The organism is Bradyrhizobium sp. BR 10289 (assembly GCF_019455385.1).
Lineage (GTDB): Bacteria > Pseudomonadota > Alphaproteobacteria > Rhizobiales > Xanthobacteraceae > Bradyrhizobium.
Genome location: NZ_JACOFR010000010.1, coordinates 131,046 through 150,021, shown reverse-complemented (window position 1 = coordinate 150,021; position 18,976 = coordinate 131,046). Strand labels below are relative to the sequence as shown.

The following is an 18,976-nucleotide window of genomic DNA, read 5'->3' as shown; positions in this document are numbered from 1 at the left end:
GGCCGCGGTCAATCCGGACAGCCATTGCGTACTTTTGTATACAGAGATATACAGAGGCTGTGCAAGCGGCATCTCTGCATGGGCAGGATGCGCAGCGCGCTTCGAGGGAACATGGCCAGGCGTCCGGCAAAGGCAGGCGGATCGATCGCGCGCGGCAGCGGCGTAGCGCTGGGCGAAGCCGTGTTCCGCTCGCTGTGCGAGGCTCTTCAGGCCGGCAGCTATCGCGCCGGCGACCGCCTGCGTGAGGAAGAGGTCGCGCAGCGTCTGAAGGTCAGCCGCACGCCGGTTCGCGAGGCGCTGGGCCGTCTGGCAGCCCGGGGCTTCGTCGAGCCCGCCGGCGGCCGCGGCCTGATCGTGCGCAATCTCGACATCTCGGAGGTGCTCGAGCTCTACGCCATGCGCGAGATCATGGAGGGCGCCGCTGCGCGGCTCGCGGCCGCACACGCCTCAACGCCGGAGGTCGACGCGCTCCGGGATATCGAGCAGGCCTTTGTCGAGGCGTCCGAGACCGATACCGCCGACATGGCGCGGCTCAACCGCGCCTTCCACGAGGCGATCTGCCGCGCTGCGCGCAATCGCTATCTCGACAACGCCTCGCGCGAATTGCAGGATTGGATCGCACTGCTCGGCCCGACCACCTTCACCGTCACAGGCCGCCCTTCGACCAGCCACGGCGAGCACAAGGCCATCATCGAGGCCATCGCCGCGCGCGACGGCGACAAGGCCGAGCAGCTCGCCCGCGCGCACATCCGGGAGGCGCTGCGCTGCCGGCTCAAGCTGCTGCAGAAGCAGTAGCGCCGACGCTCACGCCAGCACGTCGGCCACGACGGCCTTCACGACGTCCCGCACGTCGGTCGGCTTCATCCGCACCTGCAAGCCACGCTGGCCACCATTGAGATAGACGAGGTCATGTGCGAGCGCGTTCTGCTCGATCACGGTGCGGACCTGCTTGCGCTGCCCGAACGGGCTGATGCCGCCGACCTTGTAGCCGGTGACGCGTTCGGCCTCCGGGGGCTTCATCATCTGCGCCGACTTGCCGCGCACAGCCGCGGCGAGCTTCTTCATCGAGACTTCCTGATCGGACGGGACGATGGCGCAAACCGGCTTGCCATCCACCAGCGCCATCAGCGTCTTCAGCACGCGCGCGGGGTCCTCACCGAGCGCGGCGGCCGCTTGAAGGCCAATGCTTTCGGCATCGGGGTCGTAGTCGTAAGTATGAACCGTAAAGGCGACACCGGCGGCCGTGAGCGCACGGGTGGCGGGGGTGACTTTGGACATGGGGTGATATCTACCACTGTCATTGCGAGGAGCGAAGCGACGAAACAATCCAGAATCTTGCCCGAGGCAGACTGGATTGCTTCGCTTGGCTCGCAATGACGATGTGGCGACAGATACCCGCCCAACTACTCCGCCGCGTCCCGCATCTCCGCCCGCTCGGCTCTTGCCGCGCAGAACTTGAACTCCGGGATCTTGCCGAACGGATCGAGCGCCGGATTGGTCAGCAGGTTCGCCGCGGCTTCCGCGTAGCAGAACGGCATGAACACCATGTTCTCGGGGACATCGCGGTCGGACCGCACCTTGACCTCCACGGCGCCGCGGCGGGTCTCGAGGCGAATGAAATCGCCTGGCGCGAGCTTCTTCTTCCGCATGTCCTTCGGGCTCATGAAGGCGACCGCCTCCGGCTCGATCTGGTCGAGCACCTGGGCGCGGCGCGTCATCGATCCCGTGTGCCAGTGCTCCAGCACACGGCCGGTCGACAGCACCATCGGATATTCGGCGTCGGGCAGCTCGTCCGGCGGGATGACCTTGGCCGGCACGATCTTGCCGCGGCCGCTCGCGGTCGGGAAGCCCGTGGTGAAGATGATCTCGTTGCCGGGCTTGTTCGGATCGTCGACCGGATAGGTCACCGCGCCTTCGCGCACCAGGCGTTCCCAGGTGATGTTCTTCAGCGACGGCATCAGCTGCGCCATCTCGGTGAAGACGTCGCCAGGGCCGGCATAATTCCACGGCAGGCCCATGCGCTTGCCGATCTCCTGGATGATCCAGAGATCCTGCCGCGCATCGCCCGGCGGCTTGATCACCTGGCGCGCGAGCTGGACGCGGCGATCGGTGTTGGTGAAGGAGCCGTCCTTCTCGGCGAAGGCCGAGGCCGGCAGGATGACGTCGGCGTGGAACGCGGTCTCGGTGACGAAGAGATCCTGCACCACGAGATGATCGAGCATCGCCAGCGCCTGCCGCGCGTGCTGGAGGTCGGGATCGGACATCGCGGGATTTTCGCCCTCGATATACATGCCCTTGATCTCGCCGGCGTGGATCGCATTCATGATCTCGACCACAGTGAGGCCGCGGACGGGATCGAGATCCTGCTGCCAGAGCTTTTCGAAGGCGCCGCGCATGTCGTCGCGGCCGACCGGCTGGTAGTCCGGCAGGAACATCGGGATCAGGCCGGCGTCGGAGGCGCCTTGCACGTTGTTCTGGCCGCGCAGCGGATGCAGGCCGGTGCCGGGACGGCCGACCTGGCCGGTGATCAGCGCCAGCGCAATCAGGCAACGCGCATTGTCGGTGCCGTGGACGTGCTGGCTGATGCCCATGCCCCAGAAGATGATCGACGATTTTGCGCGGGCGTAGCTTCGCGCCACCTCGCGCAACGTCTGCGCCGGGATGCCGCAGATCGCCTCCATCTTCTCCGGCGTGAATTCCTTGATCTTCTCCTTGAGGTCCTCGAACCCCTCGGTGTAGCCCGCGATGTACTGGTCGTCGGTCAGGCCTTCGGTGATGATCGTGTTGATCATCGCGTTCAGCATCGCGACGTCGGAGCCCGGCTTGAACTGGAGATGCTTGGTCGCATGGCGCGAGAGCGACTGCCGGCGCGGATCCATCACGAACAGTTTCGCGCCGTTCTGCTTGACCGCGTTCTTGATGAAGGTCGCGGCGACCGGATGGTTCACGGTCGGATTGGCGCCGATCACGATGATGACTTCGGCGTCCATCGCCGCCGAGAACGGCGCCGACACTGCGCCCGAGCTCAGGCCCTCGAACAGCGCCGCGACTGATGAGGCGTGGCACAGGCGGGTGCAATGATCGACATTGTTGGAGCCGAAACCGGTGCGCACCAGCTTCTGGAACAGGTAGGCTTCTTCGTTCGAGCCCTTGGCCGAACCGAAGCCGGCGAGTGCCTTCACACCCTTCTCGTCGCGGATCTTGACCAGGCCGTTGGCCGCGATGTCGAGCGCTTCATCCCAGCTTGCTTCGCGGAAGTGAGTGAACGGATTGGCAGGGTCGACCTGATCGTTGGCATCCTTCTTCGCATTCGGCAGCCGCACCAGCGGCTTCGTCAGGCGATGCGGATGATGGATATAGTCGAAGCCGAAGCGGCCCTTGACGCAAAGACGATTGTGATTGGCGGGGCCATCGCGGCCCTCGGCGTAAATCACCTTCTCGTCCTTGACCTCGTAGGTGACCTGGCAGCCGACGCCGCAGAACGGGCAGAGAGAGTCGACCTTCTTGTCGGCATAAGTAACGCGGGTCTGCTTCTCGTCCAGCATCACGGCCGGCATCAGCGCGCCGGTCGGGCAGGCCTGCACGCATTCGCCGCAGGCGACGCATGTGGACTCGCCCATGGGATCGTCGAAGTCGAACACGATCTTGGCGCCGTGATTGCGGTAAGCCATGCCGATGACGTCGTTGACCTGCACTTCGCGGCAGGCGCGCACGCAGAGGCCGCACTGGATACAGGCATCGAGATTGACGCGCATCGCTGGATGGCTGGCGTCGGTCTCCCAGCGCTCTGCGGCGGGGAAGCGGCTCTCGGTGACGCCGGTGGCCTCGGCCCAGTGCCAGAACTTCGAATCCGGATCGTGCGAGGTCTCGCGCGCCGGCTGGTCGGCGACCAGGAGCTCCATCACCATCTTCTGCGCCGCAGTCGCACGCGCCGACTCGGTCTTCACCTTCATGCCGACCGACGGGGTGCGCTTGCAGGACGCCGCCAGCACGCGCTCGCCCTCGATCTCGACCATGCAGGCGCGGCAATTGCCGTCGGGGCGATAGTCGGGCGCGGGCGAATAGCACAGATGCGGGATCTCGCGGCCCTGGCGCTTTGCGACCTGCCATATCGTCTCGCCGGGCTTGGCCTCGACCTGCTTGCCGTCGAGCTCGAAGGTAATCTTGGTCATTCGGCCGCTTCCTTGAACTCGTCAGGGAAATATTTGATCACGGAGGACAGCGGATTCGATGCCGCCTGTCCGAGCCCGCAGATCGAGGCATCGCGCATCGCCTGGCTCAATTCTTCCAGCAATGCGCGGTTCCAGACGGGCTTCTGCATCAGCTGCGCCGCCTTCTGGGTTCCGACGCGGCAGGGCGTGCACTGGCCGCAGCTCTCGTCCTCGAAGAACTTCATCAGGTTGAGCGCCGCCGCGCGCACACTGTCCTTTTGCGACAGGATCACGATCGCAGCCGAGCCGATGAAGCAGCCGTATTTTTCCAGTGTGCCGAAATCGAGCGGGATGTCGTCCATCGACGCCGGCAGAATCCCGCCGGACGCGCCGCCCGGCAGGTAAGCGTAGAAGGTGTGGCCGTCCGCCATGCCGCCGCAATATTCGTCGATCAGCTCGCGCACGGTGATGCCGGCAGGCGCGAGCTTCATGCCGGGATTTTTCACGCGCCCCGAGACCGAGAAGCTGCGCAGGCCATGACGCTCATGGCGGCCATTGCCCTTCCACCAGTCGGCCCCCTTCTCGACGATGTCGCGCACCCACCACAGCGTCTCGACGTTGTTGATCAGCGTCGGCAGGCCGAACAGGCCGACCTGGAACGGATAAGGCGGCTTGTGCCGGGGCAGGCCGCGCTTGCCCTCGATGCTTTCGAGCAGCGAGGATTCCTCGCCGCAGATGTAGGCGCCGGCGCCGCGGCGCATATGCAGCGTCGGGCCACCTGCCGGCAGCTTTGCGATCTCGCGCGCGAGAATCTCACGCGAGGCCGGATATTCGTCGCGCAGATAGATGTAGACGTCGGAGGCCTGCACCACATGTGCGCCGATCAGCATGCCTTCGATGAAGCGGTGCGGATCGCTTTCGAGATAGATGCGGTCCTTGAACGTGCCGGGCTCGCCCTCATCGCCGTTGATCGCCATCAATCGCGGACCGGGCTCGCCGAGCACCGCGCGCCATTTGCGCCCCGTCGGGAAACCGGCGCCGCCGAGGCCCCGCAGCGAGGCGTCGTCGAGCGCCTTCAAGAGATCGTCCGTCGACAGCTCACCCGAGCGCACACGGCCGAGCAGCTTGTAGCCACCGCCGGCGACGTAAGCGTCGTAGTCGACGTACTTTGGCAGATGCGCATGGGTGTCGCCGGCCTTCGCCGCCGCCATCACATTAGCGACCGTCGCATGGTCGACGAAGTTGTGACCGACTTCCGCCGCAGGCGCGGTATCGCAGCGACCGACACACGGCGCGCGCACGACGCGGATTCCCGGACCCGAGGCACTCTGCAAATCCTCAAGCAGCTTTTCGCCGCCGAGCATGGCGCAAGTCAGCGAGTCGCAAACGCGGATGGTCAGCGGCGCGACGTCGGGCTCGCCTTCCTTCACCACGTCGAAATGCGCGTAGAAGGTCGCGGTCTCGAACACCTCGGCGAAGGCGAGCTTCATCTCGTCGGCGAGCGCGGCCAGATGCGCGGCCGATATCTGATAGTACTTGTCCTGGATCAGGTGCAGATATTCGATCAGGAGGTCCCGCCGCCGCGGCCCGTCGCCGAGCAGTTGCTCGATCTCGTGCGCGGCGGTGGGATCGACCTGCCGCCCCTTGGGCGTGGCCTTGGCTCGCTTGCGTCCCTCGCCCGGATGTTCGAACGAGCGAACCTCATGCACGTCGTGGCTCATCGATGCGTCTCGTAGACCTTCTTTAGAACACGTCCAACTCTAGCCTTTGGCATACCAGATGCCAAGAGAATTCATGCGTTCCGATAAGTATTTAGGAGGCACGTAACCGTTCGGCTCCATGCCCTCTCGTGAGCCGATTTTGCTCGCCTCAAGTCTTATTCATGCACTCTTCGATATAGAACCAGCGGTCGTCGCCGATGAGGCCTTTGGACTTCACGTCAGCGCGGCAGGCCTTCAGCTTCGGCTTGTTGGCCGCCCACTTCGCCTTCATGTCCTTCAGCTTCTGCATCGTGAGCTTGATCTTGCCCGGCTTGGCTTCGGTCGTCGCGGCAGGTGCCGGAGCAGCGGGCGCCGTTGTCTGCGCGGAGGCGGCATGAACGATTGTGGCCAGCAGCATGGCGGCAAGACAAACACGGGTGCGAAGCATCAGAATCCCCCTAGATTCCATTCTCGATGTTTTTCAGACGAGCACCGCGGGATGCGCGCAGCGTCCCGCGGCGGTGAGGATTTGCGATCAGAAGATCTTCACTGCGCTTTCGAGCGTCTTGTAGACGCCATAGGCCAGCGGAACCGCAACGAACAGCCAGAACAAGGCCGCCTTGCCGTCGAGGCCCCCCGTGCCGATCCCGAAAGAGCCGCTCTTCTGCGTGGCGTTTGCGCCGGCCGTCGCGGCCTGCAGCTTCGCCACCTCCGCCTCGCTCATGTACCACTTCGCATCGACCGGCTTGATCAGATAGTTGCAGATCAAGCCTGCGATCAGCATGGCGCAGAGGATGTACATGGTGGTGTTGTAGAGCTGGTCGCGCGGCACACCGGCCGCCAGCTGGAACTCGCGAATGTAGTTGACCACGACCGGACCGATGATGCCGGCGGTCGACCACGCCGTCAGCAGCCGGCCGTGGATGGCACCCACGAACTGGGTTCCGAACATGTCGGCGAGATAGGCCGGCACGGTCGCAAAGCCGCCGCCGTACATTGACAGGATGATGCCGAAGCCGAGCACGAACAGCAGCTTCGAGCCCATCGCCGCAAAGGTCGGTGCCAGCGCATAGAGCACGATGCCGAGGATGAAGAACGTGTAATAGGTGTTCTTGCGACCGATATAGTCCGACAGCGAGGCCCAGAAGAAGCGGCCGCCGATGTTGAACAGCGACAGCAGGCCGGCGAAGCCCGCCGCAATGCCGGCGATCTGCGCCTTCTGCGCGGCGTTCAGCGCGTTGAAGCCGACATCCGGCAGGCCGATCAGCTTGCCTGCGAAGATCTCTTGGAGCATCGGCGAGGCCATACCGATCACGCCGATACCCGCCGAGACGTTGAGGCACAGCACCCACCATATCAGCCAGAACTGCGGCGTCTTGTGCGCGTTGTTGAGATGGACGTGATGCTCGGAGATCATCGTCTTCTTCTCGCTCGGCGGCGTCCAGCCGTCCGGCTTCCACCCTGTAGGCGGCAGGCGATAGCGAAACGCGCCGATCATCATGAAGACGAAATAGATCGCGCCCATGGTAAGGAAGGTTTCCCAGACGCCGACCGAATTCGGGGTCCGGAACAGATCCATCAGCCAATTGGCCAACGGCGCGCCGATCATGGCGCCGCCGCCGAAGCCCATGATCGCCATGCCGGTCGCCATGCCCCGCCGGTCCGGAAACCATTTCACCAGCGTCGAGACCGGCGAGATGTAGCCGAGGCCGAGACCGACGCCACCGATCACGCCACAGCCGAGCCACATGATCCAGAGCTGGTGGATGTAGACGCCAAAGGCGCCAATCAGCAGACCGCCGCTCCAGCACAGGGCGGCCACAAAGCCGGCCTTGCGCGGACCGGCGCGTTCGAGCCAGCCGCCCCAGATCGCGGCGGAAACGCCCAGCAGCACGAAGAACAGCGTGTACATCCACCCGAGGCTCGCGACCTTCCAGTCGCAGGTCGTGGTGAAGAGTTCCTGCCAAAGCGAGATATCCGGGCAGGCCTTCGGTGCGGTCAAACCGATCGCGCGCGACAGCGGCAGCCAGAACACCGAGAAGCCGTAGGCCATGCCGATGCAGAGATGGATGCAGAGTGCCGCCGGCGGTACCAGCCAGCGATTGAAGCCGGCGGTCGCGATGGTCCGCTCGCGATCAAGAAAGCCTGCGCCAGCGCCCGTAATCCTTCCAGCGCTTTCGATTGTCGTCATACATTCCTCCCCTGCCGCCGCCCTTCTGAGCAGCATGCCGCTACTGTCCTGGTCCTCAGCCCGTTGCGGTACAGCTGTTGTCCCTGCTGCTCCGCACAATCATCCGACGCGCGCCAGGATCGTCACGCGCGTCCGAAAAATTAACCCCTCGAGCGGGGCTCTATGCCCGATACGACATGCAGGCTTCGTGGACGGCCCGTTGATCCGCGTATCGCGGACACGACTCAACCTCCGCGCCTGCACGGAGAATGTCAATTGGGGCAGAAGCCGCGATCGGTGTCGATTGACAAAAGGTCGGTATCAGCGCGGTAACGTTCTCACGAACGCAGCGCAGCATTGACGCCTTCTATCGAGCGATTTGCTTTTTCTATCAAGAACACGATGCGCGCCTCGTTGCGCTCGGTGATCTCCACCGTGTCGCCGGTCTCGCGGATCAGGTTCGGAATGTCAATCACCGACAGGGGATCGGTACAGTGCACTTCGAGCTGATCACCGGGCTGTAGCGGCTTCAGCGCCTTGCGCGTCTTGAGGGCGGGCAGCGGGCATTTCAGCCCGGTGAGATCGAGCGTGGTTCTGGTCATGGCTGCAACATGGCGGGGCGAGGCAATGGCGTCAACGCGGGCCCTCAGAGCAGACCGGCGTAGGACAAGAAACCTACACTCTGTCCCGGCTCGACATGAACGATGTCCTCGCCGAGTTCGACGAGCCCATCCGTCTCGACCAGCGACGACAACAGCCCGGCGCCTTCGCGCGGGAACTTGACGGCTTCCAGCACGCCGGCGTCTCCGCGCCGCAACGAGGCGCGGACATATTCGCGGCGGCCGATCTTCTTCTTGTAGGCAAACGCCGCGCGCACCGGGATCGGCGACAGCGGTTCCGGCAGACTGCCTGCCAGCGCGAGCACCGTTGGCCGCACCACATGGACAAACGTGACAAAGCTCGCGACGGGATTGCCGGGCAGGCCGATCAACGGCGTGCCGTCGATGATGCCCATCGCTACAGGACGGCCCGGCTTGATCGCCATCCGCCAGAGCACCAGCGAGCCGATGCTCTCGACCGCAGCCTTCACATGATCCTCCTCGCCGGTCGAGACGCCGCCGGTGGTGAGGATCAGATCATGGCCGCCCGCAAACCGCTTCAGGCCTTGCGCGAGTGACGTCCGCTCGTCGCGCAGGATGCCGAGATCGCTGACCTCGCAGCCGAGCCGGCGCAGCATCGCCATCAGCATGAAGCGGTTGGAATCGAACAGCTGCGAGGCGGCGCGTGCTTCGCCGGGCGATGCAATCTCGTCGCCGGTCGAGAATACGGCAACGCGGATGCGCCTGACGACATCGAGCCCGACCGAGCCGAACGCCGCGGCCAGCGCGACATGCTGCGGCCGCAACCGCTGACCGGCGCGCAGCGCGATGTGTCCCTGCGGGATGTCCTCGCCTGCGGGGCGGACATTGGCGCCCGGCTTCAGCCCCGCCGGCAGTACGATCTTGCCTGAAGCGTCGATGCGAACATCTTCCTGCATGAAGACGGTCCCGGCGTCCGGGGGCATCGGCGCACCCGTGAAGATCCGCGCGGTGTGGCCGGGCTTGATCGGGACGTGCGCAAGGCCGCCGGCCTGGATGCGGCCATCCAGCAGGAATGCCTGCTCCGTGCCATCGGGAACATCGACGTTTCGCACCGCATAGCCGTCGACCGCGGAATTGGTGAACGGCGGCAGCGGCAACGGGGCCGCAACATCGCGCGCCAGCACGCGCCCGTCGGCGTCGACGAGCGCCACCGTTTCGAGATCGGCGATCGCATTGACGCGGGTCGTGATGAGGCCAACGGCCTCGTCGACCGACATCATCGGTCCGCCGAAGGCAAAGCAATCGTCTGACAGTTGCGCCATGGTGCCTCGTCAGCGCATTGCGGTGCTTCTCGCGACCGCTTCCTCGACCGGCATCGCCGCGCGCAACAGCAGCGCGGCGGCGCCCTCGATGTCATCGAGATGGACAGTCGGCAGCTTGGTGTCAACCACGGCGTCGGTCGCGATGCCGGCAATGCCGGGATCGTCGGGAAACAACAGCGGCTTGCCGTTGGCGACGCGATGCACCTCGATCTTGCGATGCGGTTCGCGCTTGAAACCCTCGACCACGACGAGATCGACGGCTGACAGCTTGCCCAGGAGCTCCGGCAGACGCGGCTCCGCCGCGCCGCGCAACTCGTGCATCAAGGCCCAGCGATTTGACGAGGCCACCAGCACCTCCGCCGCCCCTGCCTCGCGGTGCCGCCAGGAATCCTTCCCGGCCACGTCGACGTCGAACTGGTGATGCGCATGCTTGATGACGGAAACGCGCACACCTTGCGCGTTGAAATGCGGGATCAGCCGCGTCAACAGCGTGGTCTTGCCCGCCCCGCTCCAGCCTGCAAGGCCGATGACTTTCATCGCTACTCGATCTCCGCGGCCGGAACCGCCTTCTCCATCGTCGTGAGCATGCTTATATCGGCTTGAACCGAATGTCATGCTAACGTCGCAGCCATGATGAAGATCGACAAGACCCCGGTGCCCCTGATCGTCCCCAATCCGGATAACCCGCGCCTGACCCAGAGCGTGACCGGCACCGACCAGACCGGCGCCAGGGTGGAGATCAAGGTGCCGATGGAGCGGCCGCTGACGCTCTATCTGAATGCGCAGGAGATCGTCACCATGATGACGATCGGCGACTATCCCGAATATCTCGCGCTCGGCTATCTGCTGAACCAGAACATGCTGAAATATAACGACGCGGTCACCGAGGTCGAATACGACGACGACCTGCAAGTGGTCGTGGTGCGCACCGAGCATCACACCAATTTCGAAGCCAAGCTGAAGAAGCGCACGCAGACCTCGGGCTGCGCGCAGGGCACCGCCTTCGGCGACCTCCTCGAGGCGGTCGAGAGCGTCGCGCTACCGAAGGGGGAGCTACGCACCTCCTGGCTCTACCAGATGACGCAGACCATCAACACCATGCCCTCACTCTATCTCGAAGCCGGCGCGATCCACGGTTGCGTGCTCTGCAAGGAAGGCGAGCCGCTCTGTTACACCGAAGATGTCGGCCGCCACAACGCCGTCGACAAGATCGCAGGCTGGATGTACCGCCATAGCGTCGATGCCAGCGACAAGATCCTCTACACGACGGGTCGCCTGACATCGGAGATGGTGATCAAGACGGTGCGGATGGGCATTCCGATCCTTGTGTCCCGCTCCGGCTTCACCGCCTGGGGCGTCGATCTCGCAAGGCAGGTCGGGTTGACCCTGGTCGGACGCACGCGCGGAAAGCGCTTCATCGCGCTCGCGGGCGAGGATCGCATCGTCTACGACCAGAACCTCGCTTACGTCGAGGAGGAATCGGCCAGGCACAAGCGCAAGGGTGAAAGTGGTGACGACTGACATTCCCGCGACGCAAGGTGTGCTGCTCGCCGGCGGCCTCGCACGCCGCATGGGCGGCGGCGACAAGCCGATGCGCACGATCGGCGGCCGCACGATTCTGGAGCGCGTGATCGCGCGCCTGTCGCCGCAATGCACTGGGCTGATCCTCAATGCGAACGGCGATCCCGCACGCTTCACCGCGTTCGGCTTGCAAGTGATCGCCGATGATGTGCCGGGTTTCCCCGGTCCGCTCGCCGGCATCCTGGCCGCGCTCGACTGGACTGCAGCGAACCGGCCTGACATCGAATGGGTGCTCAGCGCGGCCGGCGATTGCCCGTTCCTTCCGCGCGATCTCGTCGCCCGCCTGCACGAGGCGCGGGCGAAGGAGAACGCGCAGCTTGCGGTCGCCGCGTCAGGCGACCAGTCGCATCCGGTGATCGGGCTGTGGCGCGTCGCCTTGCGCGACGAACTCCGCCGCGCGCTGGTGGTCGAGGATCTCCGCAAGATCGACCGCTGGACCGCGCGCTATCCGCTGGCGACGGTGACATGGCCTGCCGAGCCGCTCGACCCGTTTTTCAACGCCAACACGGTCGAGGACATCGCCGAGGCCGAACGGCTGGCGGCGTTGGATGATGCGGCCTGAGCCGCCTTACGATTTTGGAAACTCGCTGATGAGCTGTGCCCAGATGATCGCGAAGACGATTAGGCCGCAGACTCCGACCAGCGTGGTGAATCGCGGCAACCGGTTGATCGCCACCAGCAGCCAGACCGGCAGGAAGAACAGTCCGAAGACCATGCCGAGCGGAAACACCGCGAGCCATTGAAAACCGCTGCCATCGCCCTGCGGGACATGGGCGATGTAATGGAAAGTGTAGAGCCAGAACAACGTGCCGGCCGCGGCCACCAGGGCGGCAATCTTGCGGAAATTGAGGGGTGCTGGGATGGTCATGGCTTGGCTCATGCCCCTGTGTCGCAGCGGCGGCCATCCGGGTTCGAATCGGACCAACCGGACCGAGGAGGGCTGCGACCAACGAGGCCGCTGCCGCCCGCGGCGCGTGCGCTCGCGGAGGCCGAGGGGCGAGAGCGCGCTGCTCAAGCCGCCAGCGGCACCGACCAGGCGTCGTAGCCGTAGACCCAGCTGGTATCGGTCCGCTCCCTCAGCCAGATGTTGGCGCGCGAGGTCTCCTGCACCCGCGTGGTCCGCTCTTTCCGCGTCGCCTCAAAGCGGCGGAACGCGTCCGCGACACCGTCGCGGTCGACACCGTCGAGGCAGCGCGACAAGACAGCGGCATCCTCGATCGCCATCGCCGCGCCCTGCGCCATGTACGGCGTCATGGGATGGCAGGCATCACCCAGCAGCGTCACCCTGCCGTCGGCCCATCGCTCCAGCGCCTCGCGATCCATGATCGCCCATTTGTGCACGTCGGGGCACGCCGCCAGCACCTGCCCGACCTGCGGATGAAAGCCTTCGAAAGAGGCGCGCAGATCGCGCACGTCGCCTTTCGCCGACCAGGACTCGATGCGAAAATCCGGCTCGGGCTGGCTGGTGACGAGATAGACTTCGCTGCGGTCGGGTTTGACGTAATAGATCACGATGTGGCGATCCTCGCCCCACCATTTCGTGCAATCGTCGATCTTCTCGCCGAGCAGCGCCGCGGGATACGTTGTGCGATAAGCGATGCGGCCGGTGAACTTGACCGGCGCCGTCTCGAACAGGATGTCGCGCACCACCGAATGCACGCCATCCGCGCCCACCACGGCATCCGCGACAGCACTGGTGCCGCCGGCAAAGCTCAGCCGGACACCCTCGCCGGTTTCGTCAAGGCCGACGAGCTTGTGACTGAGCTTGACGAACTCACTCGGCACCGCGCTCGCCAGCGCCGCGTGCAAATCGCCGCGATGGGCGAGCAGATAGGGCGCGCCGAATTTTTCTTCCGCGCTCTCGCCAAAGATCATGTCGAATTTGACATCACCGCTCTTCCAGTCGCGATTGTTCCAGGAGCGCGGATAGAATGATTGGCCGCGCATCCGTTGCTCGAGCCCCAGCGCACGCAGCACCTTCATCGCGTTGCAGCCGATCTGGATGCCGGCACCGATGCGGGCGAATTGAGAAGCCTGCTCGTAGACCATCACATCGACGCCGACGCGCCTGAGCGCCGCGGCAGTCGCCAGCCCGCCCATGCCCGCACCGACGATCGCAACCGAAAGCGGCCTTGCCATCGCGCCTCCCCACCCTGTTGTTCGCGCGGCTTGAACGCCGCGTCGCTATTTAACGTCTACGCCGGCCGGAAGCCCGCCTGCTCCAGTGCGGCGCGTGCCTTGTCCGAACCGAGTGCATCGAGAAACGCCTGCACGGCCGGACGCTGCTTGCGCGCTGTCACGAGGGCGAAGTCATAATGCTCTTCCGCGAACGGAATGAAACCGAGATCGGCCGCATGGGCGACCGGCGCAATCGTCATGCCCCAGTCGGCGCGATGCTGCGCGACGGCGGCAGCAACGGCGTTGTGCGAGCGCGGCTGGTTCCAATAGCCCTCCGGCCGCGCGCCGCCGAGCAGGCGGTCCATCAGGATGCGCGTGCCCGCGCCCTGGTTGCGGTTGACCATGATGCAGGCAGTATCTGCGAGTGCGGCGGCAACCGCCTCCCGCGCGCCGAGCCCCTCAAAACGCGTGTCGCCCTTGCGGAAGACGATGCCTTGCATCCGCCGCCAGCCCGGCACGAGTTCGAGCCCATCGACGAGGTAAGGCGTGTTGTAGGTCTCGCTCTTGTCGTCAAACAAATGGATCGGCGCGAGATCGCATTCGCCGCGCTTGGCCGCAGCAAGTCCGCCGAGGCTGCCGACTGCAATCGAACGCACGGCAAGGCCCGCATGCGCGAGCTGTGCGGTGACGAGATCGAGGCCGGTGCAATGGCTGCCCACGATGACGAGATCGGGCACGCGCACATGCGGCGTAAACAGCATCACCTCGGCTGCCGTCCCCGCCGGCATCTGGTCGGCGAGCGCATCGATGCGCAGAAAGCCGTCGGCCTGTGCGAACGACGTGATCGCACCAGAACCCTTGCCTGTGGGATAAGCGATCAGACCGTCCTTGCCCTCGACCAGCGAGACCATGACGAATTCGGTGCGGCCGAGCTCGGAGGTAACGCGCACTGGCACGGTGGCATTCACCTTGGCGTCAGAGCGCGGCGGCAGGCCGGCCATTTTGCGCAGCACAGGCACGATCATGTCGTGGAAGGTGAACATCGCCGAGGTCGGAAAGCCCGGCAGGATCACCACCGGTTTGCCGTCGCACACAGCAAGGCACAACGGTTTGCCGGGCTTGAGCGCAACGCCATGCGCGATGATGCCAGGCGCTCCGAGCCGGCCGATGATGCGGTGGGATACATCGCCAGCGCCCTTCGACGTGCCGCCCGACAGCACCAGCATGTCGGCATCCGCCAGCGCACTGCGCATCGCGGATTCAAGCTTCGCCTCATCGTCGGGAATGGCGCCGAGGAAGACGGCCTCGCCGCCATTCTCGTCGATCGCGGCGGCGACGATCGCGCCATTGGTGTCATAGATCGCCCCAGGCCCGAGCAGCCCGCCGGGCTGGACCAGTTCGTCACCGGTCGAAATCACCGCGACGCGTGGCTTTCGCGCGACCATCACCTCCGCAATGCCGCAGGCCGCCAGCATGCCGATCTCGCGCGAGCCGATGATCGTGCCCGCGCGCAGCAGCGCTTCGCCGCGCGCGATGTCGGATCCGGCATAGGAGACGAACTGTCCCGGCGAGACGGCGCGGCGGACATCGATCGCATCCGGCCCGGCAGGTTGGGTGTGCTCGACCATGACCACGGCATCGGCACCACGCGGCAACGGGCCACCGGTGGCGATCGGGGTTGCGGTGCCGCCGGCAACTTGCAGCTTCGGCGCGGTGCCACAGTGAATGGTCTCATCATTCAACGCGAGACGAACGGGCGCGCCTTCACCGGCGCTTGTCAGATCCGCCGAGCGGACGGCAAAGCCGTCGACATTGGAACGGTCGAACGGCGGCACGTCGATCGGCGCCGTGACATCCGCGGCAAGCGCCGCACCGAGCACATTGGCGAGCCGGCGCGTTTCGCCCGGGATCGCCCGCGGGAACAACACCGCCTCGAAGCGCGCGATCGCGTCCTCGCGCGAGAGGATTTTCAGGAACTGCTCTTGTTCGGTCGCACCGCGGTCTGGCGGCCTCGGGATCATCATCATGCCGGAACCCATATCATTCCCGCATCAGATAAGCATCGACCGGCTCGCCTGCCGCAAATCCCTCAAGGCTGGCGGGAATGAGCAACCATGCATCCGCGCGGGCCATCGCCTGAAGCGGCCATTCACCCACGGCAAGCGGCATCCACGTTTGATGTTCCTCGGCGAGCAGCGCGATCTCGGCGATGCCGACGCTCGATGCGATTTTTCGCGCGAGTGGCCAGGTCACTTGGCGGCGCAGCCGGCGCGCCGACAATCGATCGATCAGCGGCATCACCAACGCCAGCCAGGCCGCGAGCGCGTGATCCGGCGAGCCGGGCAAGGCAACAACGGGCACATTTCCAACCCGTCCGATCGCGGCGGTGCGGCCCGGCTGCAGCGCAAGGCCATGGGCAATCACCTCGCCGCGTCGAGCCAACGCAGTAACGACAGCATCATGCCGACCGACGCCGCTGCCGCCAATGGTCAGCAGCAGATCACAAGAGGACGCATCGAGCGCATCGGCAACCGATGCCTCATCGCGCGCGGCGGTCTCAAACGACTTCACGTCCGTTCCCGCAGCACGCGCGATCCCGGCGATCATATCCGCCGTCGTCGCCGTATCAGGCACATTGACGATGCGCAGGCGCGGCCGTCGGACGCTCAGCCTGTCCACAGCCGCGAGGTCTGCCAGCAACAGATCGGCCGGACCGACCGGATGCCCCTCTGCACCGGCCGTCAGGCCCGCGGCGATGTCACTGCCGGCCCGCCTGATCCCCTGCCCCGGAACGCCCTCCGCGAGCACTTGCGCCAGCGGCCCGGACATCTCGACGGCGTCAATGTCGAGCACGCAATCGCATCCTGCGGGCATTGCGTCGCCGGCATCGACCCGGACAGGCGCCGTTGCCAGCAGCAGCGGAGAATAGGCGGACGCACCGATGAGTTCGTTGGCGTGCAAGGCCCAGCCGTCCGTAGCCGCGATGTCATGCTGCGGATATGCCGCAAGCAGCGGGGCGCCCGCCGCAACGCAGCCAGCCGCCTCGGTCAGCGGCAACTCCACGGGCCTGGTGGGATCAATGCCTCGCAGCAACGCAGCGAGTGCGGCATCGAGCGGCGTCAGCGATGGTGGCAGGCGCTGGGTCATGCGCCAAGATGGACCATGCATCGCCGGGTTTGGCAACCACCCGCGATACAGAGATCAGCCGCCCGACTGGTTCGCATTCGGAAAGAACAGCTGCTGCCCGCCGACCTTGTAGCCGGCGATCGCGGCCTGCCCATCCGGCGAGACCAGCCAGTCGATGAAGGCCTGCCCGAGCTCCTTCTTTACGTTCGGAAATTTGTCCGGGTTTACCAGCATCACACCGTACTGACTCAGCAGCCGCTTGTCGCCTTCGACAAGGATGTCCAGATCGCCGCGCTCGGTGAAGGAGATCCAGCTGCCGCGGTCCGACAGGACATAGGCGTTCGCTGCGCGCGCAGCCTCGAGCGCTGCGCCCATGCCCTGCTTCGCTTCGCGATACCAGGCCCCCTTGGCAGCGGCGATGTCGATGCCGGCGACGATCCAGAGCGCGAGCTCGGCAGCGTGGGTGCCGGAACGATCGCCGCGCGTGACGAACGGCGCGCCCTTGGCCTCGATCGCCTTCAGCGCGGTTGCGATGTCCTTGCCTTTCACGCCGGCCGGATCGCTTCTGGGCCCGATCAGCACGTAGTCGCTGTACATCACGTCGAGGCGTTTTACGGCAAAGCCGTCTGCGACGAATTTCTCCTCCTGCGGCCGCGCATGTGTCAGCACGACGTCGGCCTCACCCTTTCGCGCCCCGTCGAGCACCTCGTCGGCGCGCCGCGCGATTACCTTGACGTCGATCCCGGTCTTGTCGCGGAACTCCGGCAGGAGATGATCGAGCAGGCCGGATTCCTGCGTCGAAATAGTCGAGCCCAGCACAATCGTTCGGTCATCCGCAGAGGAGGCCACAGCGCCCAAGACAAGACCGCAGCCAAGACCGCAGAGAACTGCGCATGCAACGAAAAGGCGGCCCATGGTCAGGTTCCATTCATTGTGACGCCGCCATGATGATGCTCGATTACGCCGCACTCGTGACGCGCTCGTCGGCAACGCGCTCCATTCGGGAAATTTCGGCAAGGCGCCGAGCGGCACGCTGATTGCAACTGCGCGCGGCGAGTCCCCGCAGGGCAAGGCCCGCACCACGCGAGCACTCCAAGATCGTTCACCAAAGCAGAAATCGCGCGCCGGGATGTGTTGCAAAGCAGCGAGATGATCAGGCATGGTCCCCGCCGACATCAGTTGAAATGCAGAATTCCACCTGCGTCGAACGTCAAAAAGAAGCAATAATTTGCATAGGAATGCAGGATGGAATTCCTGACGACTAGCGAAGCCGCGGACTATCTTCGGCTCGGCGAACGCAAACTCTACGAACTCGTCACCAACGGTGCGATCCCCTGCACCAAGGTGACAGGCAAATGGCTCTTCCCGCGGCATGAGCTCGATCTCTGGGTGCTATCGGGCATGGCCCGTCCGGCCGGCATGCTGATCGCGGAGCCGCCGCCGGTCGTTGGCGGCAGTCAGGACGAGCTCCTGGACTGGAGCCTCCGCGAGTCAGGCTCCGGCCTCGGATCGATGAGCGAAGGCAGCGCGCGCGGGCTCGCGCGGCTGCAACGCAACGAGGTGATGGCGGTCGCCGTACACTTCCACAGCCTCGACGCCGAGGGCAATCTCGCCGCCGATGCCAGTGCCACGGCGCTGCGCGACGCCCCGGACCTGCATGACGCCGTGCTGGTCGCGTTCGTGCGCCGCGAGCAGGGTCTCGTGCTGCCGCCGGGCAATCCGAAACGGCTGCGCGGCCTGTCCGACGTGCTCGCGCTCGGCGCCAGGATGGCGATGCGGCAGCAGGGCACGGGTGCGCAGATGCTGCTCGACGTGCTCTTGACGCGCGCCGGCGCCACGACGCGCGATTTGCGGCGGGTCGAGACGCCGGCCCTCACCGGGCCTGACCTCGCCGAGCTGGTCCGCGCGGGACAAGCCGATTGCGGCATCGCGACGCGCGCGGCGGCGCGCTCGGCCGGGCTCGATTTCGTGCCGCTGGTCTGGGAGAATTTCGACCTTGCGATGCGGCAGCGCAGCTATTTCCGCCCACCGATGCAGGCCCTGATCCGGTTCCTGAGCGAGCGGCGGCTGCGCCAGCGCGCGGAAGAGCTGACCGGCTACGATCCCTCGCCCGCCGGACAGATCCGCTTCGCGGCCTGAGATTGACGCCCACCCCCAAATAGTTGCAAAAGAAACCAATTCAGCCGGGCCATACCCGGCACAAGCAACTTTCGGCCAACGCGCCGGA

Annotated in this window: 17 protein-coding genes; 4 read left to right on the top strand and 13 right to left on the bottom strand. The window is 65.4% G+C overall.

The window, feature by feature from the left end; genetic code table 11:
* Positions 1–111 precede the first annotated feature (111 nt).
* The gene (locus tag HYH08_RS18775; RefSeq protein WP_220011276.1) at positions 112–795 is read left to right on the top strand and encodes a GntR family transcriptional regulator; all 684 of its coding nucleotides are present in this window, start codon (positions 112–114) and stop codon (positions 793–795) included.
* Between the two features lie 9 nt (positions 796–804).
* On the opposite strand, the gene ybaK is transcribed toward HYH08_RS18775, so the two are convergent.
* From ybaK to mobB, 8 genes are all read right to left on the bottom strand, one after another.
* Positions 805–1,278, bottom strand: coding sequence for a Cys-tRNA(Pro) deacylase (gene ybaK / locus HYH08_RS18770; protein ID WP_220011275.1), 474 nt, complete (start codon positions 1,276–1,278; stop codon positions 805–807).
* A 125-nt stretch (positions 1,279–1,403) separates the two neighbouring features.
* On the bottom strand, positions 1,404–4,172 hold the full coding sequence (fdhF, locus tag HYH08_RS18765; protein WP_220011274.1) for a formate dehydrogenase subunit alpha: 2,769 nt from the start codon (positions 4,170–4,172) through the stop codon (positions 1,404–1,406).
* Positions 4,169–5,872: an NADH-ubiquinone oxidoreductase-F iron-sulfur binding region domain-containing protein gene (locus tag HYH08_RS18760; RefSeq protein WP_220011273.1), complete on the bottom strand. Its 1,704-nt coding sequence runs from the start codon at positions 5,870–5,872 to the stop codon at positions 4,169–4,171. Before HYH08_RS18760 ends, fdhF begins: the two co-directional genes overlap by 4 nt.
* A 148-nt stretch (positions 5,873–6,020) precedes the next feature.
* Positions 6,021–6,299: a hypothetical protein gene (locus HYH08_RS18755; protein WP_220011272.1), complete on the bottom strand. Its 279-nt coding sequence runs from the start codon at positions 6,297–6,299 to the stop codon at positions 6,021–6,023.
* A gap of 87 nt (positions 6,300–6,386) precedes the next feature.
* Positions 6,387–8,042, bottom strand: coding sequence for an OFA family MFS transporter (locus HYH08_RS18750; protein ID WP_220011271.1), 1,656 nt, complete (start codon positions 8,040–8,042; stop codon positions 6,387–6,389).
* A gap of 317 nt (positions 8,043–8,359) precedes the next feature.
* Positions 8,360–8,623, bottom strand: a complete 264-nt coding sequence (locus HYH08_RS18745) for a sulfurtransferase TusA family protein (RefSeq protein WP_220011270.1) — start codon at positions 8,621–8,623, stop codon at positions 8,360–8,362.
* Positions 8,624–8,667: 44 nt separating this feature from the next.
* Positions 8,668–9,924: a molybdopterin molybdotransferase MoeA gene (locus HYH08_RS18740; RefSeq protein ID WP_220011269.1), complete on the bottom strand. Its 1,257-nt coding sequence runs from the start codon at positions 9,922–9,924 to the stop codon at positions 8,668–8,670.
* A 9-nt stretch (positions 9,925–9,933) separates the two neighbouring features.
* Entirely contained in the window at positions 9,934–10,461 is a 528-nt protein-coding gene (mobB, locus tag HYH08_RS18735) for a molybdopterin-guanine dinucleotide biosynthesis protein B (RefSeq protein WP_220011268.1), read from the bottom strand.
* A gap of 93 nt (positions 10,462–10,554) precedes the next feature.
* On the opposite strand from mobB, the gene HYH08_RS18730 reads away from it, so the two are divergent.
* Both HYH08_RS18730 and mobA read left to right on the top strand, forming a co-directional pair.
* Positions 10,555–11,445: a formate dehydrogenase accessory sulfurtransferase FdhD gene (locus HYH08_RS18730; RefSeq protein ID WP_220011267.1), complete on the top strand. Its 891-nt coding sequence runs from the start codon at positions 10,555–10,557 to the stop codon at positions 11,443–11,445.
* Entirely contained in the window at positions 11,426–12,067 is a 642-nt protein-coding gene (gene mobA, locus HYH08_RS18725) for a molybdenum cofactor guanylyltransferase MobA (RefSeq protein ID WP_220011266.1), read from the top strand. The genes HYH08_RS18730 and mobA overlap by 20 nt, the downstream gene beginning before the upstream one ends.
* Before the next feature lie 6 nt (positions 12,068–12,073).
* Here the strand turns inward: mobA and HYH08_RS18720 are convergent, their stop codons facing one another.
* From HYH08_RS18720 to HYH08_RS18700, 5 genes are all read right to left on the bottom strand, one after another.
* Entirely contained in the window at positions 12,074–12,373 is a 300-nt protein-coding gene (locus HYH08_RS18720; protein WP_220011265.1) for a hypothetical protein, read from the bottom strand.
* Between the two features lie 143 nt (positions 12,374–12,516).
* Complete coding sequence (locus HYH08_RS18715; RefSeq protein ID WP_220011264.1) at positions 12,517–13,644, bottom strand: FAD-dependent monooxygenase; 1,128 nt, start codon at positions 13,642–13,644, stop codon at positions 12,517–12,519.
* A 56-nt stretch (positions 13,645–13,700) separates the two neighbouring features.
* Entirely contained in the window at positions 13,701–15,650 is a 1,950-nt protein-coding gene (locus HYH08_RS18710) for a molybdopterin biosynthesis protein (protein WP_220011263.1), read from the bottom strand.
* A 13-nt stretch (positions 15,651–15,663) separates the two neighbouring features.
* Positions 15,664–16,770 carry a molybdopterin-binding protein gene (locus HYH08_RS18705; protein WP_220011262.1) on the bottom strand — a complete coding sequence of 369 codons (1,107 nt, stop codon included), beginning with the start codon at positions 16,768–16,770 and terminating at the stop codon, positions 15,664–15,666.
* A gap of 54 nt (positions 16,771–16,824) precedes the next feature.
* On the bottom strand, positions 16,825–17,664 hold the full coding sequence (locus HYH08_RS18700) for an ABC transporter substrate-binding protein (RefSeq protein WP_502788305.1): 840 nt from the start codon (positions 17,662–17,664) through the stop codon (positions 16,825–16,827).
* A gap of 330 nt (positions 17,665–17,994) precedes the next feature.
* Between HYH08_RS18700 and HYH08_RS18695 the strand changes: the two genes are divergently transcribed.
* Entirely contained in the window at positions 17,995–18,888 is an 894-nt protein-coding gene (locus tag HYH08_RS18695) for a substrate-binding domain-containing protein (RefSeq protein WP_220011261.1), read from the top strand.
* Positions 18,889–18,976: the final 88 nt, after the last annotated feature.